The following is a 25840-nucleotide window of genomic DNA, read 5'->3' on the forward strand; positions in this document are numbered from 1 at the left end:
GCAACCTGTGAGACTTCAGCATTAGATGGACACGCTAGAATCCCCGCCGCTCGTCTTCCTCGACGCAGACCGCAAGATCGCCGGATGGACGGAAGGGGCGACACGTATCCTCGGTAGGGATGAGAATGAAGTCGTCGGCACGCGGTTCGAAGCGCTGCGCGCTGGAACTGACTGGACATACCGCAGGAAGGACGGCTCCCAAATCGAGCTCGTCGTATCGAGCGCTCCCGTTCCTGGTAGCCTGCAGGCGCTGGCCCTGAGATCGACGGCGCGGATGAACGCGCAGGAACAGCTCGAGCTAACCCTGACGAACTCGGACGTGATCGGATCCTGGGATTGGAACGTAACGAGCGACAACGTCTATGCGGACGCGCGGTTTGCAAATACGTTCGGCGTCGATCCCGTAGAGGCGAAGCGTGGCCTTCCCCTGGATACCTTCGTGAATGGAATTCTTGAAGCGGACCGGCCACGGGTCTCGGCCGAAATCCAGCACACGCTCCAAACAGGAGAAGCATTCCGCTGCGAGTACCGCGTGCGTCATGCCGACGGGTCCATCCGAGATGTCATCGCTCGAGGCCGTCTCGTCGCCGGCAAGGACGGGCAGGCAACTCGTTTTCCAGGCGTGCTTTTCGATATCACAGGAAAACGTGCCGCCGAGCGGGCGGCCGCCAAGTCCGACCTTCGATACCGTTCGCTCTTCGACGCCATCGATGCCGGGTTCTGCGTCATCCGGATGATCTGGGACGAGGCTGGAAAGCCGGTGGACTATGAGTTCATCGAGATCAACAGGGCATTCGTCGCGCAGACGGGCATCGAGGACGGTGTCGGCCGCCGGATGCGCGACATCGCACCCAACCACGAGCAGTACTGGTTCGACATCTACGGAGAGGTCGCCCGCAGCCAGCAGAAGACATCCTTTGTCCACGAGGCGGCCGCGCTCGGCTTCTTCTACGAAGTCCAAGCCTTTCCGACTGACGGCCCCGGCTCCGACCACGTCGCCATTCTGTTCAGCGACCGCAGCGAACAGCGCAAGTTCGAGAACGCGCTCAAGGCCAGCGAAGCCGAGTTCCGGACGCTGTCGCAGTCCATGATGAATCATGTCTGGATCGCGAACGCCGAAGGCATTCCCACCTGGTTCAACGACCGGGCATACGAATACTCGGGCGTCGAAGCAGGTGGCCTGACGGGGCAAGGCCTCTGGCCGCTCGTCCATGCTGAAGACCTCCCAAAACTTGGCGACCTTTGGAAGTCGGCCATGGCGTCCGGCGGCATTTTTCAGGCAGAATGCCGGATCATGCGCGTCGATGGCGCTTATCGCTGGCATCTCGTCCGTGGAGTCCCGATCACTGGGGAAGATGGCACCATCCAACGATGGGTCGGCACCAATACCGACATCGATCACGCTAAGCGCAACGAGGCCGCGCTCGCGACCCTCAACGCAACGCTCGAGGAGCGGATTGAGGAGCGCACCTCGGAACTTCTCCGGTCCCGTCGCGCGCTCGAACAGGCTCAGAAGATGGAGACACTCGGCCAGCTCACCGGCGGCGTCGCGCACGACTTCAACAACTTGCTGCAAGTCATCGGCGGCAATCTTCACCTTCTCGTCAAGGACGTCGCGGGCAACGAACGGGCCGAACGCCGCGTCACCAATGCGCTCGGCGGCGTGAGCCGAGGCGCGAAGCTCGCGAGCCAACTTCTCGCATTCGGTCGTCGTCAGCCCCTCGAGCCGAAGGTCGTCAATCTCGGCCGCTTCCTCGTCGGCATGGAAGACCTTCTGCGCCGGTCTATCGGAGAGGCCGTGGAAGTCGAGGTCGCGACAGCCGGCGGCCTGTGGAACACCTTCGCCGATCCGACCCAGGTCGAAAACGCCGTCCTGAACCTCGCCATCAACGCCCGCGACGCTATGGAGGGAACCGGCCGGCTGACCATCGAGGCATCGAACGCATTCCTCGACCAGGATTACGCTAGCACCCATGACGAGGTCGAACCCGGCCAGTATGTCATGATCGCAGTGAGCGACACTGGCTCCGGCATGTCGCCCGAAATCATCGAGAAGGTCTTCGAACCCTTCTTCTCCACGAAGCCGGAAGGCAAGGGCACCGGTCTCGGCCTGTCAATGGTCTACGGTTTCGTCAAGCAGTCCGGCGGCCATGTGAAAATCTACAGCGAGGTCGGGCAGGGGACAACCGTCCGCATCTACCTGCCGCGGGCGCTTGCCGACGAAGACCGCGAAGTCGTGATCAACAAAGGTCCGATCGAGGGCGGTCAGGAGACCATCCTCGTGGTCGAGGACGACGAGGACGTGCGGGGAACCGTCGTCGAGATGCTCGGCGAACTCGGCTACCGCGTGCTGACGGCGAAGGACGCACAGGCTGGCCTGACGGTCGTGGAAAGTGGCATCCCGATCGACGTGGTCTTCACCGATGTCGTAATGCCCGGCCCGCTCAAGAGCCGCGAGATGGCCCGTCGCGCCAAGGAACGGCTTCCGAACCTCATCATCTTGTTTACCTCCGGCTATACCGAGAACTCCATCGTCCATGGTGGTCGTCTCGATGCCGGGGTCGAGCTGCTTTCGAAGCCTTACACGCGGGAAGCTCTAGCGCGAAGGCTCCGGCATCTCATCAACAACCAGAAGCAGCGGGAGCAGGCTGTGGCGCAGACGCTCTCCGCGAACCCGATCGTCGTCGCCCCGACAAGCGGGCCGTCGCTGAACATTCTTCTGGTCGAGGACGATATCCTCATTCGGATGAACACCGCCGAAATGCTGATGGACATCGGCCATCAGGTGGTCGAAGCCGGTTCCGGCGGCGAGGCCCTTCACATCGTGGCGAAGGGGGGCGTCGACCTTCTTGTGACGGATCTCGGGCTCCCGGACATGCGCGGCGGCGAGCTTGTGGTAAAGATCCGAGAGCTTTTTCCGGACATGGGCGTCATCCTTGCCACTGGCGAGAACCACAAGCCCGACGGCGCGGAGAACGCGGTACTTCTGAGCAAGCCCTACGATGAAGATGCCCTTCGGCTCGCGATCGGTGATGCCCAGCGGACGTCACGCGATGGAGCGTGACCAAGGGCGGGGCGAGCACTCGGAAATCCGCAAGCGCCACGCACTCAGGCGGCGCTTTGGTCGGTCGGACTTCCAGCCATGTCGACCGACAGCCACTTGTGTCGGGCGATCGCAGCCTGAAGCGACGTGAGGTCTCGGTTGCCTTCCCGGAACAGGTTCAGGATTGCGGACGCTGCCATCTCGAACTCCGGCATATTCCTCGCAACGCTCTGCTGACGGCTCCAGCCATCGAGTGCAGCCGCGACAATCTCGAGATCGCCTGGCATCAGCGTTGCGTGCAGAAAGTCCTTCATGTCGTCCCCTTGGTAATGGTCGCCGACATATAGGTGGTGCGACGTCACCTCCCAACCATCTGGAGCTTGCCTCAGCATTGTGCCCGCTTTGCAAGTCACTCGTCCCTCGCATGCCGCGCGGCGGTCGGCCGCTGGTGCGTGGTGCATTCGTGAATGAGCAGCAAGATCCAGCAACGAATTTCCGGTGCAGATACTTGCCATCAAGCCCTTCACTCCATGCGCATCCCCCCTAATTACTTGGGCACATGAGCAACTTTTCAGGCATCAACTCAACGAGCAGGCTTTCCGTCCTGCGGCGCAGCGGTCTTCTAAACCGTCCCGGCAGAGAGCAGTTCGGCGTCCTTACGGACCACGTCCGCACGATGCTGGACGCTCCTGTCGCGATCATCTCGATCGTGGACTCCGACCGTCAGGTTTTCGCAGGCCATTGCGGTCTTCCAGAGCCGTGGGCGTCTCGCGGCGAGACTCCGATGACGCACTCGTTTTGTCAGCATGTGGTCGAGACAAACGAGACTTTCATCGTTCGCGACGCGAACATCGATGAGCTCGTCAAGCACAACATGGCGATCGGCGATCTCGGCGTCGTGGCCTATCTGGGCGTGCCGGTCGCATTGCCGACAGGGGAGATTGCAGGCGCGCTGGCTGCCATCGACAGCGAGCCGCGCGACTGGACGGAGCGCGATCTCGACTGTCTGAAATCCCTGGCGAAGGTCGTTGAACGCGAAATCTCGATCTTCCTGTCCGAAGTCCGCTATCGCAGCTTCTTTGAGGAGATGCAGGAAGGCTACTACGTCGCCCGCGCGATCCGAGGCGACAACGGCATCCTGACAGATGTCGAGTTCCAGGAGGTCAATGCCGCGTTCGAACGCCTCACCAGCTTCACCGCGGCGGCGGTCGTCGGGACACGCCTGTCCGACCTGGTTCCCGAGGCGCTGCCGGAGATGCTTCCGCCATACGACCGCGTGCTGAGAACGGGAGAACTCGTCGAACACGCCAACACGGTGTCGTCGCTCGGAGGACGCTGGTTTGAAAACCGGATCCGCAAGATAGACGACGATCATATTGCCTCCCTCGTCACCGATGTAACGGCAAGGAAGCGTGCCGAGATCGAACTGCGCGAAAGCGAGACCTATTGGCGCGGCCTATTTGAGCAGATGTCGGAGGGTTTCATTCTCGGGACGGCGGTGCGCGACGCCGAGGGCAGGGTCGTCGACTGGCGCTACAAGGACGTGAACCGGGCATGGGGCGAATTTGTTGGCCTGCGTGCCGACGAGGCGGTCGGCCGGACGATCCGAGAGCTGTTTCCAGGCATCGAAGAAGAGTGGATCACCGAGGTCACACGTGCTCTCGACACCGGTCGCCCGAACGTCTTCGTAAGGCAGGTTGGCGCGATCGGCCGGACCTACGAGGGCCATGTTCATCCGCTGCAGGGGGACGACTTCGTCATTCTCTTCCTGGAGATCACCGAACGCATCGGGATGGAGGCCGCACTCGAAAACCGCGAGAAGCTGCTCCAGACCGTGATCGAGAGCATGCCGGTCGGCGTCCTTCTGGCGGAGGCGCCGTCCGGCCGCATCGTTATGCAGAACCGCCGCCTCGTGGACATGATCGGCCACGACGCATTGATCGCCCAGTCGCGCGAGGAATACGCCGAGTTCAAGGCATGGCATGCCGATGGCCGTCCGGTGCGGCCAGAGGAATATCCTCTTGCAATCATCACCTCAGGAAGCGCTGAGGAGTCCTACCTCGAGGTTCGCTACACGCGGCCTGACGGATCTGACATCTGGCTTTCCGTCGACGGAGAAGCTGTGAAGGACACGGGTGGTCGACTGACAGGCGCCGTCGTCGCCGTCTCCGACATCACCGACCGCAAGGCCGAGGAGGAGATGCAGACGGTCATCAACAGGGAGATGAGCCATCGCCTGAAGAACACACTGGCCATGGTCCAGGCGATCGCGATGCAGACGCTGCGCCCCGTCACCGACCGGGAACCGGTCCAGGCATTGGAAAACCGCATCCAGGCCCTTACTCAGCCCACGACATCCTCTTCGACAAGTACTGGAACTCTGCGCCTATCAGCAGGCTGATCTCCTCCACCCTCCAGCGCGTCGTACCGAGCGACCGGCTCGACGCCGAGGGCCCGGACATCACCGTCGGGCCGAAGGGCGCGCTGTCACTCTCGCTGGTTCTCCACGAACTCGCCACGAATGCCGTCAAGTATGGCTCGCTCTCCAATGAAGCCGGGCGAATCAAGCTAGACTGGATGGTCGAGGGAGCAGGTCCCGAGGCCGTATTCCGGCTCGTCTGGGCGGAGGACGGCGGGCCGCCGGTGCAGGAGCCGTCCCGGAACGGGTTCGGCTCCAAGCTCATCCGGATGGGTCTCATCGGAACAGGGGGCGTGGTGACGAGTTATCAGCCCTCGGGGTTCAAGGCCGAGATGACGGCAACCCTGGCGCAGCTTCAGCATACGGAATGACGATGGGGCAGTATCAGCAACCAAAGCGCAAGCCGATCCTTGTAGTGGAAGATGAGCCGCTCCTAAGGATGATGGCAATGGAACTGGTCGAGGAGGCCGGCTTCGATCCGGTCGAGGCCCGCGACGCCGACGAGGCGATCGCGATCCTCGAAGCAAGGACCGACATTGTCGTCGTGTTCACCGACATCGACATGCCCGGCTCCATGAACGGCCTCAAGCTGGCAGCGGCGATCAGGGACCGCTGGCCGCCGATCAAGATCATCATCACGTCAGGTAAGTTTCGGCTGGACGACAGCAGCATCCCGGCCCGGACCGTTTTCTTCCCGAAGCCGTACAGCCACGGCGAGGTCATCGCGACGATGAAGCGGATGTCCTCTCAATAGTCATTCTTCGTCGTAGGGCGAGGGTAAGCCGCACGCGCCGTGACGTTCTGCATCGGAAGACATCATATGCCGCCCGGTGGTCCCTCGCGTCGTTCGTGAGGAAGGTCGGAGGGCTATCGGGGCTTCAGTCTCGGATTGATGGATGCGCGATGGACATCGCTTTTCCCGGCGCTACTTTTCCACTTATTAAGCGGGGTCTGGATCATGGGCGGCTAGTACCGCCAGTCGGGCCGGATGTGCCGCTCGTATTCCTTCTCTGCAATGCCGTAGATTGGGCTCGCTAGCTCCTTGAGCTTTTCGATGTCCTTGATCACGACGAGGCCTCGCTCCGCCTTGATTGCATGTCTGCCTTCGAGACGATGAAGCGCATCTGTGACGCTCGGGCGGCGAACACCGAGCATAAGAGCCAGAAAATCATGCGTCAGTGGCAATTCGTGGCCTATCCGATCGCGCGCCATCAGTACCCAACGCGCAAGCCGCCGTTCGACGCCGTATCGCCCATCGGCGAGAGCGGTTGTGGCGACCTGGATCAGGAAGACATGTGCGTAACGCATCAAAAGTTCGCGCAATGGGCGGTCTTCGCGCATTGCAGCACGAAGCGCATCAACCTCAACTCTCAAGGCGGGACCACCGCATTGCATGAACGCGAAATGCGGTGTGCTGTCGACGCCGAGGATCGCCGGAACGCTCGAGAACCCTTCCAAACCTATACAACCGACTTCGATGGTCTTGGCACCTTTTCCACCGGCAATTTCAGAGGACAGTCCTCCTTCGAAAAAGAACACGTGGCTTAGCTGCTGATCGGATTCAAACAAGTGCTCGCCCTGCTGCAACTCGACTGGCTCAAGATGAGGCCTTAGACGTGTGACGACATCGTCCGAGAGCATCGATAGGATCCTGTTTGTCGTCCAGCTCATGAGATCAGCTCCGGTTCCCGGCGTGGGTCTATCCAGCTACCTAGCGCGGCAAACCGAGATATCCATAAAAACAAAAGGTTCGCAGGAAACCTATGAGGCTCTCTCAAGTTATGCAGGAGCTATCAGGGAGTGAAACATGATCCGACTTTATTTCCATATTCGCGATGGAGATCGGCTGTCCAAGGATCCGGAAGGTGCCGAGTTCCAGGACGTCGAAACGGCACGAGCAGAAGCCGTTCGCTCGGCGCGCGAGCTTTTGTCCCAGCGGGTTTTGAATGGAGAGGAAATCGATGGGCAATCTTTTGAGCTGACCGACGAGAGCGGTGCTGTCGTGGATACCGTCAAGTTTCGCGACGTGCTTCGGCTGCACCAAGGTTAAAATAATCAGCCTAAGTAAGAAATACGCATGAACGGCGGGTGAGGTCGATCACCCGCCTACGCACCTGCATTCAGATTACTCTTCGTCGTCCCATGAGGGGCGTTCAGGCTCGACTGCGTCCGGTCGAGCATCCCATTCGGCGCTGGCCTGGGACCAATGCTCATGCTCTTGACCCTCTGGCTGTCCAGCCTGCTCCCACAGCTCGTAAGCTCGACGAGCAATCCATTCCTCACGATTTTCGTCCATTTTAACCTCCCTGCAGGAAAGCGAAGACATCCTCGCCACCCAGTTGCTGTCATTCTCGAATTGCTGATCCCGTCAGAGCCGCGAAGGGTGATTAATACCTCGGCGCGACACCTCCCGAAGGAACAGCGGGCGGAGAACGTCAGCTTCTCTAGGTAGGTTCCTGACGAAAGAGAAAAGTGGGTCAAGGGTACGATGCCGTACCAACGCGGCCGCGGATTTCTCCCGTGACGCGTAGCTCGCATAAGAGGTGATCGCTAGAGAAGTGTGACGCCGGGAGCCTTACGGCTGATCTGGCGGCCATCCCTGAAGCGATGTCGACGTCAAAGACATCGGCGCGAGCCTATGACCCGCGCCGATGATCGTGTTTAAGCTGCAGTTGCCGACGCCGCGCCGAGCTTGACTGACGGCTCACGTCCCCAGACACGAAGCTTGCCAAGCTCTTCGACGAAACTTGTTAAAGTTGTGCCGCCCGAAAGCTCCAGAACACCTTCGTCAATGTCCTTTCCGATACCGGCCTTCTCAAGCAGTGGCAGGGCGACATCGCTGTAGCCGATGAACTTGCAATGGTGGAACGCGTCCGCCACGAAATCTCGTGCGGTCGCCTCCTTCAGCAGATCTTCGACACCTGCCTCAGACGGGAGGAGTCCAACAGCATCGAAAAGCACCGACGGGCCACCGTCGATCATGTGGTGGGCCGCGATGAAGCTTCCGTCGGAAGTCGTTACGCCGCCAACCTTCGGTGCGATGAGTTCGACAAGGCCCTTTTCCTTCAAGACGGCGCTCGTCAGAGCCTTCAACAGTTTCGCATCGACGCCGTCGGTAACGAGGATGCCAAGCTTGCGCCCTTCGAAACGCTTCGGGCCACGCTCGACGATACTGAGCGCCGGGGACGGCTCAAGATCCTGTCGTGTTGGTACGGCCGCCGTTGCTGCCTTCGGCATGGCAGCCATTCCCAACCGATGAGCAACCTCGGACGCGAGTGTCTCATCGATATTGAGCAGATGAGAAACCATGCGCTCGCGGATCGCAACTGTCTCGACTTTGCTGAGCTCGAAGGTCAGCGCCATGATGATATGACGCTGTTCCGGCGGTGTCTGGCTGATAAAAAACTGCCGCGCCTGACTATAGTGGTCAGCGAAGCTTTCGGGACGAAGCTGGACCTTGGTGCCGGATTCTTCCGCCGGAAAATGCCTGTAGCCGCGAGTTTTGCTTTCACGCGGACCTTCACCGAACGAGTTCGGCTCATAGTTTACCCGACCGACCGGATTGTGCATTGCCATATGGCCGTCCTGCTGGAAATGCGCGAAGGGACACTTTGGGGCATTAATCGGCAGATGGGTGAAGTTCGGGCCACCCAGCCGCTTCAGTTGGGTGTCGAGATAAGAGAAGTTGCGGCCCTGCAGCAGAGGATCGTTACTGAAGCCAATTCCCGGCGGCACATTCTGTGTCATGAACGCGACCTGTTCGGTTTCGGCAAAGAAGTTGTCCGGCATCCGGTCCAGCACCAAACGACCAATAGGCTTTACGGGCACTACCTCCTCAGGAATGATCTTTGTGGGGTCGAGGACGTCGAAATCGAACCTGTCGGCGAATTCCTGATCGAAGAGCTGAACCCCCAGCTCCCACTCCGGGAAGTCGCCCGTTGTAATCGCCTGCCACAGATCACGACGGTGGAAGTCGGGATCAGCACCGTTGATTTTCACCGCCTCGTTCCAGGCGACAGACTGCAGGCCGAGCTTTGGTTTCCAGTGAAACTTGACGAAGGTCGATTGATCCTTGTCGTTGATGAACCGGAAAGTGTGGACCCCAAAACCTTCCATAAAGCGCAGCGATCTTGGGATGGTTCGGTCCGACATGATCCACATGACCATGTTCATGCTCTCGGGCGTGAGACTGATGAAGTCCCAAAAATTGTCGTGCGCCGTCTGAGCCTGCGGGAACGCTCGGTCCGGCTCTTGCTTGGCCGCATGGATGAGATCAGGAAACTTGATCGCGTCCTGGATGAAGAAGACCGGAATGTTGTTGCCGACCAGGTCCCAGTTGCCTTCCTTGGTGTACATCTTGACGGCAAAGCCGCGGACGTCGCGCGCAAGGTCTGCCGAACCCTTGTTGCCGGCAACCGTCGAGAAGCGAACAAAGACTGGCGTCTTCTCACCAGCCCGCTGGAATACGTCGGCACGGGTATATTTGGCGAGAGATTCGTATGTCTCGAAATAACCGTGCGCCCCATAGCCGCGCGCATGGACCACCCGCTCGGGAATGCGCTCATGGTCGAAATGAAAAATCTTCTCTCTGAAGTGGAAGTCTTCCATCAATGCCGGGCCACGAGGACCCACACGCAAGGTGTTCTGATCGTCGGCGACCGGACCGCCCTGTGATGTCGTCAGCACCTCGAAGCCATCTTCTGCTGTCTGATGAAGCTCGCCGCCTGCACCGCGCGAAAGTGTCTGATCGTGGATGGCGACGTGATCGGTTGATGATTGTGTCTTCTTGGCCATTTGCCCGTCCTCAGGTTTAAGAAACAGAAAAAGGCCGCCTTGCGGGCGGCCTCTCGTCATTCCGGTTGATCAGGCAGCTTTCTTGCCCTTGTCGTTGGCGGAAGCTTTTGCCAGTGCCGTCAACTTTTTGTCGGTTGCCACCTCTTCCGACAGGTTCTGCTCGAGCATCGGCACGGCGTCCTTCAGGCCGAGCTGCTTGGCCCACTCAATGAGGGTGCCGTAACGCGCGATCTCATAATGTTCGACAGCCTGGGCAGACGATATGAGACCGGCATCAAGTGCGGACGATCCCTTGAATTCCTCGATGATCTCTTCACCCTCGGCGATGATGCCCTGGATGGCTTCGCAGGTCTTGCCGCGCGCCGACTTGCCGAGGAGCTCGAACACCTGTTCAAGGCGCTCGATCTGGCCCTGTGTTTCCTCGCGATGCTGAAGGAAGCCCTGCTTGCCTTCTTCAGACTGGGATGCTCGTGCCATTTTCGGCAGAGCCTTCAGAATCTGCTTTTCTGCGAAGTAGATATCTTTCAGCGTATCCAAAAACAAGTCGTCGAGTGTTTTGGCAGTTGCCATAGTTTTCCTCCATCGATTTCGAGATGTTGCATGGCTGAGCGGGCCGTTGGCCACATAGGTGACGCTGACTAACGACCGCGATGCGGACTCGTTCCCGTTCGGCAGCGTACTAAACGTATCTTTCCCTCGAACGCATTGAAGCAAACGACGGATCCGCGTGATTGACGAGCTCTTCAAGGATTGAGGAACTCTTTGCTGCGTTGCCGAGGGGAGCATAAAAAAGCCCGCCAGAAAGGCGGGCTCTTTTGAGGTTTGGTGGCGCCAATTAGGCCCGATCGACAACATCCTTGGCGGCGTCCTTCGCCTTGCCTTTGAACTGCTGCGCGTCGCCCTTGGCTTCCTGCGCTGCGCCCTTGGCCTGCATCTTGCGGTCACCCATCGCGTCGCCGGCAGCCTGACGTGCCTTGCCGGCCAGTTCGTTGGTCTTACCTGCGACCTTGTCTGAGGTGCTACCCATATCGGTTCTCCTTAGTGAAGCGTTGATGATGACTAAAGAACTCGAAGCTACCGGCGTTCGTTCCGAATAAACCTGCGTCCTATCTCGATGGCATCCGGAAGATCATTCCGCGGGAACCATCTCCTCGCGCCGCCCGTCGCGGATATTTGCTGCCGCCATGAGCGTCCCGGCCCCGGCAACAGCCAGCATGATGCAAACACCGCTCGATCCGAAGGTGTCGATAAGCCAGGAGGCGACCACCGGCGTGAGGGCGGCACCAATGATCCAGCTTAAGTCGGTGGCAATCGCAGAACCGGTGTAACGATCTCGACGAGAAAATTGGCGAGCGACGAGCCGAGGGTTCTGTCCATATGTCAGGCCCAGCAGTGCGAAGCCGATAATGATGAACGCGCCGGTGCCAATGCCATCGCTCTGAAGAAAGATCAGGCTTAGCAATGCGAAGACGACAGTTGCGGCACCACCGGTTCTGACGACGCGCAATGCCCCGGCTCGCTTGCTCAGAAAAGCACCGGCGAAGATGGACGCGATGCCAACACTGACGCCGATGATCTCATAGACGAACAACGACCCGACCGAAGCCGCGTCGCGGGCGACCGCACGGCCTAGCGGATAGAGCGTGATCAGAACAAGCGTGGCAATGCCTGCAAAGGGAACAATCGCTCCTGTCCATACGGCGCGCCAGTTCTCAATTCTGGAAATCGGCTTGGGGTCGAGCTGGAAGTCTTTTGTCGCCTCAACGAATTCGGAACTGGCGACGATGCGAAGCCTTGCGAAAAGGGCGACGACATTGATGGCAAATGCCACATACATCGGATAGCGCCAGCCGAATGCCAGAAAGTCTTCTGTCGACAGCGAGCTATGGATGTAGGTGAAGATCAGAAGCGCAAGCCCGAACCCGATTGGTGCGCCAAGCTGCGGCATCGTCGTGTACCAGGTTCGTTCTGACGGCTGGGCACTTGCTGCAGCGACAGAGGTCAGGCCGTCGAAGGCGCCGCCGAGCGCAAGTCCCTGAAGTGCGCGAAAAACGATCAGCAGAGTGACGGACGTCGATCCGATCGATGCGTAGGGAGGAATGAACGCCGTGCCGGCTGTGGACGCCCCAAGCAGAAGCAAGGCTGCGGTCAATTTCGACCCACGTCCAAACCGCCGCTGGATGGCCAAGAACAGGGCAGATCCGAACGGGCGGGTGAGATAGCCGATGGCGAAAACGAGAAGCGAATAGGTCAGCCCGATCGTGGGATCGCCCGCAAAGGAGAAGATCAACGCGGGAAACACGAGGATCGAGGCGATCCCGTAGGTGAAGAAGTCGAAGAATTCCGACGCCTTGCCGATCACCATGCCGAGTGCAACGCTCTCGGCCTTCGGTTCATGATCGTCGTACATGGACTGTACTGAGTGCTCTTGTGGTGTCGAAGATGGAATCGATCCGGCTGACATGAGGACCTCGTTTCAGATTTGCATGATGGATGAGCGCAAAACTCGCCGCCTGCCAAACCGTTCCGCGTCGCAGCATTTCCTGCAGAAAGCCTCGACTTGAATGCTGCGGTGCAGCAAATTGTCGCGCCTCGGCGGGGAACTGTTAGCCTTCGGCGTCCATTTCGGTTTGGCACGTCATGGCAAGGCTTTGATGTGAGCATCTGCAACGAAGAATGGAGACGTGACCACCATGGCATCAGACACGAAGAAGGTACGCTACGCCGTTGTGGGCGGCGGTCAGATCTCGCAGCAGGCTTTCATGCCAGGAGTAGGACAGACCGACAACTCGGAGCTGGCGGCCCTGGTGACCGGCGACCCAGTCAAGGCCGACAAGCTGGCGAAGAAGTACGGCATCAAGCCTTGGACCTATGATCAGTACGGAGATATGCTGAAATCCGGTGAGATCGACGTCGTCTATGTGGCGACCCCGAATGCCCATCACACCGATCTGGTCGTGCAGGCACTTGAGGCGGGCATCCACGTCCTTCTGGAAAAACCGATGACCTCCAGCGTCGAAGATGCGGAGAAGGTGGTTGAGGCACAGAAGGCGAGCAAAGCCAAGCTGATGATTGCCTATCGCTTGCATCATGAGCCCGGCACGGTCGAGATGTTCACGCGCGCCCGAAACGGCGACTTCGGTGAGCTTCGGGCGTTCTCTTCGACCTTCACCCAGAATGTCGCCGAGGAAAATTCCCGCGGTCACAACGGCTATTGGGGCGGCCCCGTGCCGGACATGGGGACCTATCCGTTGAACGCCGTTCGCAACCTGTTTGGCGAAGAGCCGGTCTCGGTCCATGCCGTCGGGACGAAGGCGTCCGATCGAGGCTTCGATTTTCATGATACGGTGGCGGTCACACTGCGCTTTCCCGACGAGAAGACGGCTCAGTTCACCGTCAGCTATGCCACGGCTGCAGCCGAAAGCTTCACGCTTATCGGCACGAAGGCGACCATCCATGCGACGCCGTGCTTCATGTTCGGCCCGAAGACCGGCATCACCTATGTCGAGAAGACTGAGGACGGCGAGAAGACGCATGCCTTCGATCCCGTCGAGCAGTTTGGCAACGAAACCCAGTATTTCTCGGACTGTATCCTGAATGGCCGCGACCCAGAAGCGGACGGAGAGGAAGGTCTGATGGATATGCGCGTTCTCGCAGCCGTGGAGAAGTCGCTCGAAACGGGTGAAACCGTGGTGCTCCCGCCAGCGAAAAGGGCGAAGCGCGTGTCTTCGGATCAGGCGCTTAGACTGCCGCCTGCGAAAGAGCCTTCCGAGGACGAGATGATCAGCATCGTCCCGCAGTCGAAGTGACCCCCTTGGCAGCGCGGTGCTCCGTCAAGGGGCGGCGCGCCGCTGTCCGCCGACAGACATCCCTCCATGACAGAGAACCCTTCCTTGCTCGAAAAATCTGCACAAGACGGCTGCACCGCCGGGCGGACCGATGGCTTCCTAAATATAGACGACTATGGCGCACTCGGAGACGGCCGATCCGTGGCACTCAGCGGTGTCGATGGATCGATCGACTGGTGGTGCGTTCCCAACATGGATTCGATGCCGCTGTTCGACAGGCTTCTGGAGCCGGAGGAGGGCGGACACTTCACCATCGTCCCGCGCGATGCCTTTACCGTTTCCCGGCGGTATCGGCCCGGCAGCAACGTGCTGGAAACTGACTTCCAGACAGCTTCCGGCCGTGCTCGGATGACCGAGTCAATAAACAGCGGACATGCCGGCAGACTGCCATGGGCGGAACTCGCCCGGCGCATCGAGGGGCTCGAAGGCTCCGTCGCGTTCGATGTCGTGATGCAGGTCGGCCGTCGTGGCGGGACTGTCAGCCCCTATATCTCAGGGATCGGAGGCCGTCAGGTCTTCCATGCCGGTCGAGTGCTCGGGCTGTTCCTGTGTACGGAAGGCGTCGCGGCTCGCATTTCTGACGAAGGTGTGACGGCGGAACTGCGTGTCTTCGCCGGTCAGAGGGAGACCGTTGCGATCGTCGCAGGCGAAGACGAGCCGCTGGTTGTGCCATCGATGCAGGAAATCGACGAGCGTATCGACGTTTCGGATCGCGCCTGGCGGACATGGTCGCAAGGCGTCCGTTACAATGGTGAAGACCGCGACGCCTTCGTCCGCAGCGCGCTGGTTCTGAAGCTACTTCTCTATTCGCCGTCTGGCGCAATCGCCGCCGCAGCCACGACCTCCCTGCCTGAGGGCATTGGCGGCGAAAAGAACTACGACTACCGCTACGCCTGGGTCCGGGATGCCGGCTACACCATCAATGCCTTCCTGGCGGGAGGCGCGGAGGCCGAGGCGAAGGCGGCGTTCTCCTGGCTGGTCGCACAGTTGAAGCGTCACGGCTCGCGCGTCTGCTATCGGCTGGATGGTGGGCTTGTCGACAACATCGAGGAGCTCGCCTACTCCGGGTATCGACAGTCCAGGCCTGTGGTTGTTGGCAATCTCGCCACGGAACAGCAGCAGCACGGCGTCTACGGCGACATCCTGGAGACCGCTTCTCAGTTCGTCAGTCGTGGCAACATTCTCGACAGCGCGACTGCAGAACTCCTCTCCCATCTGGCGGACGAATGTGCCGACGTGTGGCGAACGCCGGATTCGGGTATCTGGGAGCTGCCGGAAACGCAGCACTATACGATGTCGAAGATCAGTTGCTGGCAGGCGCTCACACGGGCGGCGGAGCTTGCCGACGGCGGTCAGCTTCCCACGACCTGCCGTGACCGCTGGCAGCGGGAGGCGGGCCGCATCAAGGACTGGGTAGAACAGAATTGCTGGTCGGAGCAGAAGCGGGCATTCGTCATGTATCCGGGTTCCGACAAGCTGGACGCTTCTCTTGCGCTCGCCGTGCGGTTTGGGTTCGACGGACATGACAAGCTGGACGCCACCATGGAAGCAATTGATCGCGAGCTCGGCAGAGGTCCTTATCACTATCGCTACTCTGGGGTGGAGGCGGAGGAGGGGTTTTTCGTTGCCTGTTCCTTCTGGATGGTCGAAGCCTGGGTCGCGCTCGGACATCTGGACAAGGCGCGTTCAAGGCTCCGTTTGCTGACCGATGAACTCAAGCGTGACGCGGGATTGTTCGCCGAGATGGTCGATCCGGACACCAAAAAGTTTCTTGGAAATCTTCCGCAAGGCCTCAGTCATCTCGCACACGTCATGGCGCTGACCTCGATCGAAGAGGCTTTCCGATGTAAACCTGACTGACGCTGTAGGCTTGCGCCGTTTCGCCGCACTGGGAAGCACGGAACAATCGCTTCTGACTTACATTGTTGCGGTGCAGCAATTCAGGGGCAGGGCTTTCCTTCATATGGCAATAAGCAGCGACACTACTTCATCCGGTTCGGACGGGTCCACGCCGAAGCAGATCAAGTATTTGAACTTCATCACCGCGGTTGCGACCTTCGGGGCGCTGGCATTTGGATACGACACGGGCGTCATTGCCGGTGCCCTTCCGTTCATGAGCAAGGCGGTGCAGGAAGGCGGTCTGGGGTTGACCGCGTTCTCAGAGGGCCTTGTCACTTCAGCGCTGATTATCGGGGCTGCTCTCGGTTCTTTCGCGGCCGGTCAGCTCTCGGATCGCTTCGGAAGGCGGAAATGTCTTCTCGCTCTGGCGATCATCTTTTTCGTTGGCGCGCTTGGGACTGCCTTCTCTCCTGATATCCCAATCATGGTGGCAATGCGCTTCATCCTCGGGATTGGAGTGGGCGGCTCTTCTACAATTGTCCCGCTATTCATAGCTGAAGTCGCCCCTCCGAAACGTCGGGCACGATTGGTCACGAGAAGCGAACTAATGATCGTCAGCGGCCAAATGGTTGCATACGTGACCAGCGCTGTCCTCGCTCATGTCGTCGATAACCCCGAAGTCTGGCGCATCATGCTGGGGCTTGCCGCGGTACCGGCGATCCTGCTTTGGGTCGGCATGATCTTCGCGCCTGAATCGCCACGTTGGCTGGCCCAACATGGCCGTGAGGACGAGGCCCACGAAGTCATGAAGGCAATTCGCCGAGATCCTCAGCAGCGAGAAAAAGAGATGGCGTCGATGACGGATGCGTCCTCTGACGAGGAGCCGGCGTCCTTCAGTGATCTGCGCGAACCCTGGATTCGAAACCTTCTTCTGATCGGGATCGGGCTTGGCTTCGTCGCGCAGTTCTCCGGCATTAACGCCTTCATGTACTTCACGCCCATCATCCTGCAGTCGACGGGCCTCACGACCGAGGCAGCGCTGACGGCCACGATCGGCAACGGAGTGGTTTCTCTTCTTGCCACATGTCTGGGGCTGTGGCTGATCGGCCGCGTCCCGCGCCGTCGCATGCTGCTGACTGGCCTGTCCGGAGTTCTCTTGGCACAGCTCGCTCTTGGCCTCGCCCTCCAGATGATGCCGGATGGCGCTCTTCGAAGCTACACAGCGCTTGGCATCATCTTCGCCTTCCTCTTCTGCTACCAGAGCATGGTATCGACGACCTACTGGCTGATGATGTCCGAACTGTTCCCTCAGCGCATGCGTGGCATGATTGCCGGCATTGCGGTCGCCCTTCAGTGGGTGTTCAACGCCACGGTCGCATTCCTTTTCCCGATGATCATGGCGGCTGTTGGCTACTCGACCTTCTTCATCTTCTTCGCCATCAACGTGCTCTCGCTCCTCTTCGTCGCGCGCTTCGTCCCGGAGACACGCGGCAAGTCACTCGAGAAGCTGGAGGCACATCTCGAGCAGGAACTCACGCCAGAGCCGGCGTGAGACGGTAAGGAGATACGAATGTCGCCTCGGCCGTACGACGAACCTTTGCCCGACTGGACGCCAGAAGAGCGCCCGGTCATGCCGGGCTCGCCGTCGACACCATCTCATCCTCCCCTGCGACGGATCGCCTACTTCTTCGTCGGTGCGCTTGTCATGGTCACCTACGCCTTGTCTAACGGCTTCGTCACTGCAAACCTGCCGCAGATCCAGGGCACGTTCGGTCTGACAAATTCCAAAGGCGGGTGGGTGACGAGCGCCTATTTCATGGCCTACATGTCAGCCAATCTCTTGGTGTTCAAGGCGCGCCAACAGTTCGGCGTCCAGCGTTTCGCACAGGTCGCCGTCCTCGCCTTCGCATGCGTCATCCTTCTTCACCTATGGGCGGTTGATTTCACCACGCTCATCGCTGTGCGCGTTCTTCTGGGGTTGGCGGCAGCCCCGATGGTCGCAATCGGGCTGTTCTATCTCATACAGGCTTTCCCGAAGGTCCATGTCGGCCGTGGCCTGTGTATCGCCCTCGGGTTCGCGCAACTGTCCATCCCGCTCGGTTGGGTCGTATCCCCTTACCTCACCGAGAACGCTGCCTGGCAACCGCTCTATCTCTTCGAATTCGGCATGGCGCTCCTGGTGGTGGCGGCCGTGTCCGTCTTGAAACTCCCTCGAAGCGTCCGTCTTCACGCCTTCGAGTGGCAAGACCTTGTCAGCTACTGTTTCTTCGCTCCGGCACTGGCGCTGATAGGAGCCGTCCTCGGACAGGTCAGAATCCTCTGGTGGTCGGACAATGCTTGGATGGCTGCATGTCTGATCGCCGCGATCCTTCTCCTGTTCGGTGGACTGACCGTCGAAAGCCGTAGGTCGAACCCGCTGATCCAGACAAGTTGGCTCGGCACCAGGAAACTCATTCAATTCTTCGTCGGGTCGTTCTTCATCCGCTTCATCCTTTCGGAACAATCCTATGCGGCGGTCGGGGTGATGCGGTCCCTGGGGATGGGGCACGACCAGTTGCAACCTCTCTACCTGCTGATCGCAGGCAGTATGATCCTCGGCGCCGTCGTCGCGGCCGCGTCTTTCGGCCCGAAGCGGATCGTCCCGCTCATCACGGCATCCATCGTCCTGATCGTGCTCGCCGGATATCATGACAGCAATCTGACGAGCGTGACGCGGCCGCATGACCTGTTTCCAGGCCAGTTCGCCATCTCGTGCGCCGCTGGCATGTTCATGGGACCGCTTCTGATCATGGGCGTGACCAAGGCACTTTCGCACGGCGTCTCGTATATGATTACCTTCGCGGTCCTGTTCGGTGTCAGCCAGAGCGTCGGCGGCCTTTCGGGCGCGGCGGTCTACAGTTTGTTTCAACAGCATCGGGAGCAGGAATATTCCTCGCAAATGATCTCGCATCTCGACAAAGGGGATCCGCTGGTCGCGGCGCGGATATCGCAGCAGGCACAAGCTCTGTCGTCACGTATCACCGACCCTGTCATCCGGCAGGCGGAGAGCGCGGCCCAGTTATCCCAGACGACGACGCAGCAGGCCAATGTCCGTGCCTATATCGACGTCTTCATTCTCAACTGCATCATCGGCATTGCACTGTTTTCGTGGTCGCTTCTGAACATCTTGCGTGAACTCTGGCAGCAGCGCCCGAGACCGACGCCTATATCCCATCACTCCAGCTCGCAGACGGTCAGACCATGAACGCAAACGTTTCGCCAGATCAACTCAAGGAGCCGGTAGAGGCTCGCGACGATAGGCCGATGAAGAAGGAAAGTCCGCGACGGGCGGATGAAAAACCCTCGGAAACCGACGGGCCGCCTGAGAAGACCTCCAAGGCGAGCTGGTCGACAATCGCCATCATGGCGATTGTTGCCGCGGTGGGAATCGGGACGATCCTCTACGCCTGGAATATCTGGCCCTTCGCCGGTCCGGTTGTGACCACAGAGGACAGTTATGTGAAGGGGCGGGTGACGACGCTCGCTCCCCAAGTGACCGGATATGTGGCGGAAGTCCCCGTCCAGGATTATCAACGGGTTTCTGCGGGCCAGATCCTAGTTAAGATCGACGACAAGACCTATCGGCAGGCATTCGAAAAGGCGCAAGGCAATCTTGAGGTTGCACAGGCGAACCTCGACAATGTGCAGCAGACGATCGCTCAAAACGAGGCCGACATCGTTGCAAAGCAGGCCGACTTGAAGTCTGCCCAGGCACAATACGCACAGGCCCACGCTGCGCGCGAGCGGAGCGAGGAGCTTACCTCGAAGGGAGTTTCGACAACCGCGGAGCTGGAGCAGGCCGTCGCGACAGAACAGACCGCTCAGGCGTCCATCGAAAGCGCCAAGGCAGCGATCCGCGTGGCGGAAACCACGCGCGACAGCACGACCGTGTCGAAGCGTGTTTTGGAGGCGGACGTCAAGGTGGCGATGGCAGATCGTGACACTGCTCAGACCAATCTCGACCGAACTGTCATCCGGGCGCCGCGAGCCGGACAGATCGGGGCGGCCTCGGTGAGGACGGGACAATACGTGACCTCGGGCACGACGCTGATGTCGCTGGTCCCCGACGACGTGTGGGTTATCGCCAACTTCAAGGAGACGCAGATGAACCACATGGCCGTCGGCCAGCCGGCGACCATGGCCGTCGATGCGTTGGATGGCGAGATCGTCAGAGGCGTCGTGGAGGAGATTTCTCCGGCGACCGGGTCAGAGTTCAGCGTCCTGCAGGCCGACAATGCAAGCGGCAACTTCACCAAGGTCGTTCAGCGTGTTCCAGTGAAGATCCATCTGGACGCCACCGACCCAGTGACGCAGACGCTGCGTCCGGGAATGTCTGTCCGCACGAGCGTGGACCGGTCGGTCGACAAGCCTGACAGACCTTGACCGCTGTCTTCGGGATAAAATGCGGTAGACGGCACGAGCGTCTCCGGAACGTCGCGGGTTTTCGACCGTTCAGGCGATCTGAACCACCGGAGGAAACCATGAGCGAGCACGACATCCGCGAAGCAGCGTATAGGAAGTGGGAAAGCGAGGGCAGGCCAGAAGGCGAGCACGAGCGCCACTGGAGGGAAGCCGAGGACGAGCATCGCAAGTCGACAGGCACGCCGCAGACGATGCCGTCCGACCACAACAGCGGCGTCGCCCCGCCTGCAACTTCGTCACCATCCGAGGTCGAGGAGCCGTCGAACGACTGGCCGGCCGCCGACAAGAAGTGAGTTCATTCGCATTTTATTAAATATGTTGGCGAACAATCCGCTTCGAGGGGCGATCCATAACGGGACAAGCGAGTTCATCTCGTAACCACGAAGCGGAGACTGCCATGTGCCAGCGTACAGTGCTCATCGTTGAAGACGAATTCCTCATCAGGATGGTGCTCGCCGACACCCTTCTCGACGAGGGATACGATGTTGTCGAAGCCGGAAACGTCCTGGAGGCTGTGGGCATCCTCGGGCAGCGGAAGATCGACGCCGTCATCACGGATGTCGATATGCCTGGCGGTCTGAGCGGCTTCGATCTTGCCCGAATGATTTCGGATACGCACATGAACGTGCCCGTGATCGTGGCATCGGGCAGACACCGACCGCTTCCGGAAGAGATGCCGGGCGATGCCGTGTTCGTCGCCAAGCCTTATGGGATGGAAGTCATCGCCGCCATGGTCGGCGACATGACCTCTGAGGAGGGGCGTAGGTTGGCCGGCTAGTCGAAGTCGCCGATCCTTCCCGTGGAAGACGATAACAGCCTCGCCTTCTTCTCTGGCTCGCTCAACAAGCCGTCCTTCGTCGAAGACCCCGTCATATGGAGTTTCAGCGCCATCGGATATTCTGGGATGGGCGACCAATGGTGCAATGATAGAGACTAAGTGAGCCTGAGATATTTGCACACGAACGTGAACGGGCGCTCTTCTTTGGCCTTCGTCAGCCGGACCGAGAAGCCATAGGCCTCAGCTTGCGCGCTGACATCGATCGCCTTCTCGACCTCGAAGACTTTATCTTTATGCGGCAAGGTCCAGTGTCGAATTTCCGACAATGCCTTTTTCGTAGCTGCTCTGGCGCCCGGTGCGATCAGCAGAATGTTTTTGTGTAGCTCTTCGAACTCGGTGACGTCATATCCCCCGAGATTGAGGAAGAATAGCTTGTCCTCGCTTGGTTCGGTCGAGCCGGTTACCAACTCGATGTCAAATCCGTCAGCTTGTGTGAGTTCACCCCAGCAATCGAGGTGGAGACTTTTGGGATCGCCCCACCATTGCCGTCGCAGATCGTCATGGCAGGCCTCCGGACTTTCACCAATTGAAAACCGTATGTCGTGCAGCTCGATGTTCGACCCACCACAATCGCCGCCAATATAGAACATAAATAGCTTCATACGCCGTCTCTTCCCTCTGCAATTTAAGCGTAAATGGCCTATTCCGCCATCTCGTCAATGAAGAACGAGCCGACCGGGAACTGGTTGGTGTGATGATCGTTTGGAGGGAGCGAAGCGCGTTGTGCGCTATTGGAGCCCTCATGCGTAAACGCATTGCTATCGTCGGGTCTGGCCCGACGGCTCTCTATGCCCTGCGAGATCTGATCAAATCCAAGCCATCCATAGACATCGTCATTTTTGAATCGTCGGATGTGGCCGGTAAGGGAATTCCCTACCAGCGCGGCATCAATGATCCAGCTATGCTGTCGAATATTCCAAGCGTTGAGATTCCTGATCTGCCAGAAAGCCTTGTTGCGTGGCTTGTAGTACAGTGCGACGAATATCTGGCGGCATGTGAGATAGAGCGGGGCGACATCTCTGACCGCGCCTTCTATCCACGCGTGGTGATCGGTGATTATTTTCGGGCACAGTTCGAGGCGCTTGTCGCATCGGGTGAACAGGCGAGACACGCGATCGACGTTCATGAGGGCTGTCAGGTTTCAGACATCCTTCCTTCAGGCCTAGGGTATCTCGTTCGGTTAGGTGACGGTTGCGATGATGAGTTCTTCGACTACGTCATCGTAGCGACGGGTCATAGCTTCCCATCCGCACCAGAAATCGCACCAGGTTACTTCGAGGCTCCGTGGCCTGCGTATGCCTTGAAATCGATACCCAGTGGCAAAATCGGTGTGCTTGGTACGTCGCTCAGCGCCATCGACGCAGTCATGACGGTCGCCACCTCATTCGGGCACTTTGTCCGAAAGGCTGATGGGTTTCTCCTCTACCAGATCGACGAGGGTCACGAGCGGTTTGGGGTCTCGATGATGTCCCGAAAAGGGCTTCTTCCAGAGGCCGATTTCTACTTTCCGATCCCCTATGAAAAGCCGAAGATCTGTACCGCAGAGGCCGTTTCGGATCGCGTAAAGCTGGGAAGCGGCGGCCTTCTTGACGCCGTGTTCGAACTCTTCCGAGAGGAACTGACGCTTGCTGATCCGCAATACGCTCGGGATATCGGCCTTCAAGATCTAACGGTCGATACGTTCGCGGCCGCCTACTACGGTATGAGAGATAAGTGCAATCCATTCGAATGGGCGGCGGCCAATCTCAAGGAAGCCAAAGGGAATTACAGGAAGCAGCAAACCGTCGCGTGGCGGTATGCGATCCTCATCACCCACGAAATCATCGAGAGTGCAGTCGGCCATTTCACCGCCGATGACCTCGTCCGTTTCAACCGGTCCTTCAAGAGCATTTTTGCTGACGATTATGCCACCGTGCCACACCTATCGATCGAGCGCCTCCTTGCGCTGCATGACGCGGGCAGGCTCGACATTATCGCGCTGGGTGACCAGTCAGCGATTTCCCACGCCGAACTTGAGAGAGGCGCGACCCTGACTTTTGCGGGTGGGACACTGCGGTTTGATACTTTCATCGATGCGACTAGCCAGAAAACCAAGTCTGCTGACGATCTGCCGTTTCCGTCACTAAAAGAGCACGGCCTCGTCTCGCACGCCCGAACGATCACGCCGCGTGGCAATCAAAGGCGTACAGGGGGTATTGACGTCGATGATCACTGTCGGCCTTTAATCGCCGGCATAAAACCGGTCCGGCGGCTCTACATTCCGGCGATTTCTTATCTGCTTCACAAACGGCCCTTTGTTCAGGGCATCACCAGTGCTGCAGAACTCGGACAGACAGTAGCTCGATCAATCATCACGGATATTATGCGGCCAACCCGCAGTCGTCGCGCTCCGCGAGCAACCAGGTCGATGATAGGGATCGCCGAAATTGCGTGATGGTATCGTGCCGTAGAGGAGTGACGCGGAGGTGAGTGGACGCAGTCAAGGCGCGGCGGCCACCAGATCGCCGGAGAGACATCGGACAAAAGGAGATCCCGCTTCTGGGCGATGGTACCGAAAAATCGGTGTCGTAATCCGCTTCGATGACCGCTTAACAGCTCTGATTGCCTATTTTGTAGTGAACCCTGTGCGATCTCGCGCCAAAATCGATCTTGCCGCGACAGCGCGCGCGCCTCGTCGCCGCGGCATGAAAAAATGCTGATCTTGAGCGATGAAGAGCCGGCGTTGAATGTCAGCAGTATGGCGTCGGACATACCAGGCGCCGGTTATGGCGTGTGACCCGAAAGCTCGAGCGGAAACGGTCATTGGCAAGCATGCAGGACAACCGCCAGGCCAAAGGTACATAGGGCGGCCGATCGGGTCAAAAAGAAGTGACCTCACAGTGGATCGGGAACCTCTCGACGTTTCAATGATTTAGCAAAGAAGTTCGGCAAGGCCGAATAGGCAGTCACTTCCTCCACCTCACTTGAAACGCCCTACGCCAAGCGGGCATTTTTCAGTCAGCGGAGCCTTTCATGCTGGATGTTACCCCACTCGAAATATCTCGACGAGACCTTCTTATCTCATCTGTCGCAACGGCTGCAGTTACCGGCGTGGTCGGCGAGGCGACGGCCCAAATCCCAGGACAGAATATGACACATAATTCCAAGGTTTCCCTCACCGTCAACGGTGAGCCGAGGTCTCTCGATATAGACAATCGAACCACGTTGCTCGACGCGCTGCGCGAGCACCTGCATCTGACCGGCACGAAGAAGGGTTGCGACCACGGCCAGTGTGGCGCATGCACGGTGGTCGTGGATGGTCGTCGGATCAATTCCTGCCTGTCACTGGCCGTCATGCATGAAGGCGACGAGATCACCACGATCGAGGGCTACGGCGAGCCGGGCAATCTGCATCCGATGCAGGCCGCCTTCGTCAAGCATGACGGGTTCCAGTGCGGCTATTGCACGCCGGGGCAGATCTGTTCCTCCATCGCCGTGCTCAAGGAAATCGCGGCAAATATCCCGAGCCATGTCACTGGCGACCTTACAGAGACGATCGGCGTGTCGCGGGCCGAAATCCGCGAGCGCATGAGCGGCAACATCTGTCGATGCGGCGCCTATTCCAACATCGTGGACGCGATCACCGAAGTTGCGGGGAGCAAAGCATGAGAGCCTTTACGTACGAACGCGCATCGTCCGCGACCGCTGCCGCGCAATCGGCTGCGACGAATGCAGGCGCAAAGTTCATCGCTGGCGGCACCAACCTGCTCGACCTGATGAAGCTCGAAATAGAAACGCCAACGCATCTGATCGACGTCAACGGGCTCAGCCTCGACGCTATCGAGAAAACGGAAAGCGGCGGCCTGCGCATCGGCGCGCTGGTGCGAAACACCGATCTCGCGTCCCACGAGATTGTCCGCCGCGATTACAGCTTGCTATCGCGCGCGCTTGTCGCCGGCGCGTCCGGCCAGTTGCGCAACAAGGCGACCACCGCCGGTAACCTTCTGCAAAGGACGCGCTGTCCGTATTTCTACGACACCGCCCAGCCCTGCAACAAGCGCCAGCCGGGCAGCGGCTGTTCGGCAATCGGCGGCGTGACGCGCCAGCTGGGCGTTGTCGGCACGAGCCAGGCCTGTATCGCCACCCATCCGAGCGACATGGCGGTGGCCATGCGGGCGCTCGATGCGGTGGTCGAGACGGTAAAGCCCGACGGCAGCAAGCGGTCGATCCCGGTCGCCGATTTCCATCGCCTCCCGGGCGATACGCCGCATATCGAGACTGCGCTGGAACAGGGCGAGATGATCACCTCTGTCAGCTTACCAAAGCCTGTCGGCGGCAAACACGTCTACCGCAAGGTCCGCGATCGAGCTTCCTACGCCTTCGCGCTCGTTTCGGTCGGCGCCATTGTCCAGGAAGATGGCTCGGGCAGCGTTGCCGTCGGCGGTGTGGCGCACAAGCCCTGGCGGGTCGCAGCCGCCGACGCGGCTCTGCCGCAAGGTGCGAAGGCTGCGGCTGGTGCCCTGATGGCCGATGCCAAGCCGACAGACGAAAACCGTTTCAAGGTCGCGCTCGTGGAGCGAACGCTTGCCGCCGCACTCGAAGAGGCTAGGGGATAAGTC

22 protein-coding genes are annotated in these 25840 nt (G+C 59.5%); 14 read left to right on the forward strand and 8 right to left on the reverse strand.

Features of this window, described 5'->3' with window-relative positions; translation table 11 throughout:
• Positions 1 to 25: 25 nt before the first annotated feature.
• Complete coding sequence (locus tag NCHU2750_RS29655; RefSeq protein ID WP_119945196.1) at positions 26 to 3064, forward strand: PAS domain-containing protein; 3039 nt, start codon at positions 26 to 28, stop codon at positions 3062 to 3064.
• Between the two features lie 44 nt (positions 3065 to 3108).
• On the opposite strand, the gene NCHU2750_RS29660 is transcribed toward NCHU2750_RS29655, so the two are convergent.
• Complete coding sequence (locus NCHU2750_RS29660; RefSeq protein WP_162939858.1) at positions 3109 to 3357, reverse strand: hypothetical protein; 249 nt, start codon at positions 3355 to 3357, stop codon at positions 3109 to 3111.
• A gap of 245 nt (positions 3358 to 3602) precedes the next feature.
• Between NCHU2750_RS29660 and NCHU2750_RS29665 the strand changes: the two genes are divergently transcribed.
• On the forward strand, positions 3603 to 5444 hold the full coding sequence (locus tag NCHU2750_RS29665) for a PAS domain S-box protein (RefSeq protein ID WP_119945198.1): 1842 nt from the start codon (positions 3603 to 3605) through the stop codon (positions 5442 to 5444).
• Positions 5445 to 5910: 466 nt separating this feature from the next.
• Positions 5911 to 6216, forward strand: coding sequence for a response regulator (locus tag NCHU2750_RS29675; protein ID WP_502703887.1), 306 nt, complete (start codon positions 5911 to 5913; stop codon positions 6214 to 6216).
• Between the two features lie 212 nt (positions 6217 to 6428).
• Here the strand turns inward: NCHU2750_RS29675 and NCHU2750_RS29680 are convergent, their stop codons facing one another.
• Positions 6429 to 7133 carry a Crp/Fnr family transcriptional regulator gene (locus NCHU2750_RS29680; protein WP_119945201.1) on the reverse strand — a complete coding sequence of 235 codons (705 nt, stop codon included), beginning with the start codon at positions 7131 to 7133 and terminating at the stop codon, positions 6429 to 6431.
• 136 nt (positions 7134 to 7269) lie between these two features.
• Between NCHU2750_RS29680 and NCHU2750_RS29685 the strand changes: the two genes are divergently transcribed.
• Positions 7270 to 7512, forward strand: coding sequence for a DUF6894 family protein (locus tag NCHU2750_RS29685; protein WP_119945202.1), 243 nt, complete (start codon positions 7270 to 7272; stop codon positions 7510 to 7512).
• A gap of 75 nt (positions 7513 to 7587) precedes the next feature.
• Here the strand turns inward: NCHU2750_RS29685 and NCHU2750_RS31360 are convergent, their stop codons facing one another.
• The 5 genes from NCHU2750_RS31360 to NCHU2750_RS29710 all read right to left on the reverse strand — a co-directional run bounded on the left by NCHU2750_RS31360 (position 7588) and on the right by NCHU2750_RS29710 (position 12666).
• Positions 7588 to 7788, reverse strand: a complete 201-nt coding sequence (locus NCHU2750_RS31360) for a DUF2934 domain-containing protein (RefSeq protein WP_119945203.1) — start codon at positions 7786 to 7788, stop codon at positions 7588 to 7590.
• A 335-nt stretch (positions 7789 to 8123) separates the two neighbouring features.
• On the reverse strand, positions 8124 to 10256 hold the full coding sequence (gene katE / locus NCHU2750_RS29695; protein WP_119945204.1) for a catalase: 2133 nt from the start codon (positions 10254 to 10256) through the stop codon (positions 8124 to 8126).
• A gap of 69 nt (positions 10257 to 10325) precedes the next feature.
• Complete coding sequence (locus NCHU2750_RS29700; RefSeq protein ID WP_119945205.1) at positions 10326 to 10826, reverse strand: YciE/YciF ferroxidase family protein; 501 nt, start codon at positions 10824 to 10826, stop codon at positions 10326 to 10328.
• 265 nt (positions 10827 to 11091) lie between these two features.
• Positions 11092 to 11283, reverse strand: a complete 192-nt coding sequence (locus tag NCHU2750_RS29705) for a CsbD family protein (protein ID WP_119945206.1) — start codon at positions 11281 to 11283, stop codon at positions 11092 to 11094.
• Between the two features lie 102 nt (positions 11284 to 11385).
• The gene (locus tag NCHU2750_RS29710) at positions 11386 to 12666 is read right to left on the reverse strand and encodes an MFS transporter (protein WP_162939861.1); all 1281 of its coding nucleotides are present in this window, start codon (positions 12664 to 12666) and stop codon (positions 11386 to 11388) included.
• A 283-nt stretch (positions 12667 to 12949) separates the two neighbouring features.
• On the opposite strand from NCHU2750_RS29710, the gene NCHU2750_RS29715 reads away from it, so the two are divergent.
• From NCHU2750_RS29715 to NCHU2750_RS29745, 7 genes are all read left to right on the forward strand, one after another.
• Positions 12950 to 14065 (forward strand): Gfo/Idh/MocA family protein, encoded by a 1116-nt coding sequence (locus NCHU2750_RS29715; protein ID WP_119945208.1) that lies wholly within the window; start codon positions 12950 to 12952, stop codon positions 14063 to 14065.
• A gap of 66 nt (positions 14066 to 14131) precedes the next feature.
• Positions 14132 to 15964 carry a glycoside hydrolase family 15 protein gene (locus tag NCHU2750_RS29720; RefSeq protein WP_119945209.1) on the forward strand — a complete coding sequence of 611 codons (1833 nt, stop codon included), beginning with the start codon at positions 14132 to 14134 and terminating at the stop codon, positions 15962 to 15964.
• Positions 15965 to 16073: 109 nt separating this feature from the next.
• On the forward strand, positions 16074 to 17495 hold the full coding sequence (locus NCHU2750_RS29725) for a sugar porter family MFS transporter (protein ID WP_162939874.1): 1422 nt from the start codon (positions 16074 to 16076) through the stop codon (positions 17493 to 17495).
• Between the two features lie 18 nt (positions 17496 to 17513).
• Positions 17514 to 19187 (forward strand): MFS transporter, encoded by a 1674-nt coding sequence (locus tag NCHU2750_RS29730; protein WP_119945211.1) that lies wholly within the window; start codon positions 17514 to 17516, stop codon positions 19185 to 19187.
• A 59-nt stretch (positions 19188 to 19246) separates the two neighbouring features.
• The gene (locus tag NCHU2750_RS29735; RefSeq protein ID WP_245480560.1) at positions 19247 to 20365 is read left to right on the forward strand and encodes an HlyD family secretion protein; all 1119 of its coding nucleotides are present in this window, start codon (positions 19247 to 19249) and stop codon (positions 20363 to 20365) included.
• 98 nt (positions 20366 to 20463) lie between these two features.
• Positions 20464 to 20697: a DUF2934 domain-containing protein gene (locus NCHU2750_RS29740; protein ID WP_119945212.1), complete on the forward strand. Its 234-nt coding sequence runs from the start codon at positions 20464 to 20466 to the stop codon at positions 20695 to 20697.
• 104 nt (positions 20698 to 20801) lie between these two features.
• Entirely contained in the window at positions 20802 to 21182 is a 381-nt protein-coding gene (locus NCHU2750_RS29745) for a response regulator (protein WP_119945213.1), read from the forward strand.
• Positions 21183 to 21337: 155 nt separating this feature from the next.
• On the opposite strand, the gene NCHU2750_RS29750 is transcribed toward NCHU2750_RS29745, so the two are convergent.
• A complete protein-coding gene (locus tag NCHU2750_RS29750) occupies positions 21338 to 21844 on the reverse strand; it encodes a DUF1543 domain-containing protein (RefSeq protein WP_119945214.1) in 507 nt (168 codons plus the stop codon).
• Between the two features lie 140 nt (positions 21845 to 21984).
• On the opposite strand from NCHU2750_RS29750, the gene NCHU2750_RS29755 reads away from it, so the two are divergent.
• The 3 genes from NCHU2750_RS29755 (at position 21985) to NCHU2750_RS29765 (ending at position 25837) form a co-directional block, all read left to right on the forward strand.
• Entirely contained in the window at positions 21985 to 23676 is a 1692-nt protein-coding gene (locus tag NCHU2750_RS29755) for an FAD/NAD(P)-binding protein (RefSeq protein ID WP_119945305.1), read from the forward strand.
• Between the two features lie 578 nt (positions 23677 to 24254).
• Positions 24255 to 24890: an aldehyde dehydrogenase iron-sulfur subunit PaoA gene (paoA, locus tag NCHU2750_RS29760; RefSeq protein ID WP_119945215.1), complete on the forward strand. Its 636-nt coding sequence runs from the start codon at positions 24255 to 24257 to the stop codon at positions 24888 to 24890.
• Positions 24887 to 25837 carry an FAD binding domain-containing protein gene (locus NCHU2750_RS29765; protein ID WP_119945216.1) on the forward strand — a complete coding sequence of 317 codons (951 nt, stop codon included), beginning with the start codon at positions 24887 to 24889 and terminating at the stop codon, positions 25835 to 25837. Before paoA ends, NCHU2750_RS29765 begins: the two co-directional genes overlap by 4 nt.
• The last annotated feature ends 3 nt before the right edge of the window (positions 25838 to 25840 follow it).

The sequence above is a fragment of the Neorhizobium sp. NCHU2750 genome (genome assembly GCF_003597675.1).
In the GTDB taxonomy this organism is placed as follows: Bacteria; Pseudomonadota; Alphaproteobacteria; order Rhizobiales; family Rhizobiaceae; genus Neorhizobium.

Excerpts from the sequence above, each read along its gene's own strand:
- NCHU2750_RS29655 (WP_119945196.1), top strand. The coding sequence starts at position 26 with ATGGACACGCTAGAATCCCCGCCGCTCGTCTTCCTCGACGCAGACCGC.
- NCHU2750_RS29660 (WP_162939858.1), bottom strand. The coding sequence starts at position 3,357 with ATGAAGGACTTTCTGCACGCAACGCTGATGCCAGGCGATCTCGAGATT.
- NCHU2750_RS29665 (WP_119945198.1), top strand. The coding sequence starts at position 3,603 with ATGAGCAACTTTTCAGGCATCAACTCAACGAGCAGGCTTTCCGTCCTG.
- NCHU2750_RS29675 (WP_502703887.1), top strand. The coding sequence starts at position 5,911 with ATGGAACTGGTCGAGGAGGCCGGCTTCGATCCGGTCGAGGCCCGCGAC.
- NCHU2750_RS29680 (WP_119945201.1), bottom strand. The coding sequence starts at position 7,133 with ATGAGCTGGACGACAAACAGGATCCTATCGATGCTCTCGGACGATGTC.
- NCHU2750_RS29685 (WP_119945202.1), top strand. The coding sequence starts at position 7,270 with ATGATCCGACTTTATTTCCATATTCGCGATGGAGATCGGCTGTCCAAG.
- NCHU2750_RS31360 (WP_119945203.1), bottom strand. The coding sequence starts at position 7,788 with ATGTCTTCGCTTTCCTGCAGGGAGGTTAAAATGGACGAAAATCGTGAG.
- katE (WP_119945204.1), bottom strand. The coding sequence starts at position 10,256 with ATGGCCAAGAAGACACAATCATCAACCGATCACGTCGCCATCCACGAT.
- NCHU2750_RS29700 (WP_119945205.1), bottom strand. The coding sequence starts at position 10,826 with ATGGCAACTGCCAAAACACTCGACGACTTGTTTTTGGATACGCTGAAA.
- NCHU2750_RS29705 (WP_119945206.1), bottom strand. The coding sequence starts at position 11,283 with ATGGGTAGCACCTCAGACAAGGTCGCAGGTAAGACCAACGAACTGGCC.
- NCHU2750_RS29710 (WP_162939861.1), bottom strand. The coding sequence starts at position 12,666 with ATGTACGACGATCATGAACCGAAGGCCGAGAGCGTTGCACTCGGCATG.
- NCHU2750_RS29715 (WP_119945208.1), top strand. The coding sequence starts at position 12,950 with ATGGCATCAGACACGAAGAAGGTACGCTACGCCGTTGTGGGCGGCGGT.
- NCHU2750_RS29720 (WP_119945209.1), top strand. The coding sequence starts at position 14,132 with ATGACAGAGAACCCTTCCTTGCTCGAAAAATCTGCACAAGACGGCTGC.
- NCHU2750_RS29730 (WP_119945211.1), top strand. The coding sequence starts at position 17,514 with ATGTCGCCTCGGCCGTACGACGAACCTTTGCCCGACTGGACGCCAGAA.
- NCHU2750_RS29735 (WP_245480560.1), top strand. The coding sequence starts at position 19,247 with ATGAAGAAGGAAAGTCCGCGACGGGCGGATGAAAAACCCTCGGAAACC.
- NCHU2750_RS29740 (WP_119945212.1), top strand. The coding sequence starts at position 20,464 with ATGAGCGAGCACGACATCCGCGAAGCAGCGTATAGGAAGTGGGAAAGC.
- NCHU2750_RS29745 (WP_119945213.1), top strand. The coding sequence starts at position 20,802 with ATGTGCCAGCGTACAGTGCTCATCGTTGAAGACGAATTCCTCATCAGG.
- NCHU2750_RS29750 (WP_119945214.1), bottom strand. The coding sequence starts at position 21,844 with ATGAAGCTATTTATGTTCTATATTGGCGGCGATTGTGGTGGGTCGAAC.
- NCHU2750_RS29755 (WP_119945305.1), top strand. The coding sequence starts at position 21,985 with ATGCGTAAACGCATTGCTATCGTCGGGTCTGGCCCGACGGCTCTCTAT.
- paoA (WP_119945215.1), top strand. The coding sequence starts at position 24,255 with ATGCTGGATGTTACCCCACTCGAAATATCTCGACGAGACCTTCTTATC.
- NCHU2750_RS29765 (WP_119945216.1), top strand. The coding sequence starts at position 24,887 with ATGAGAGCCTTTACGTACGAACGCGCATCGTCCGCGACCGCTGCCGCG.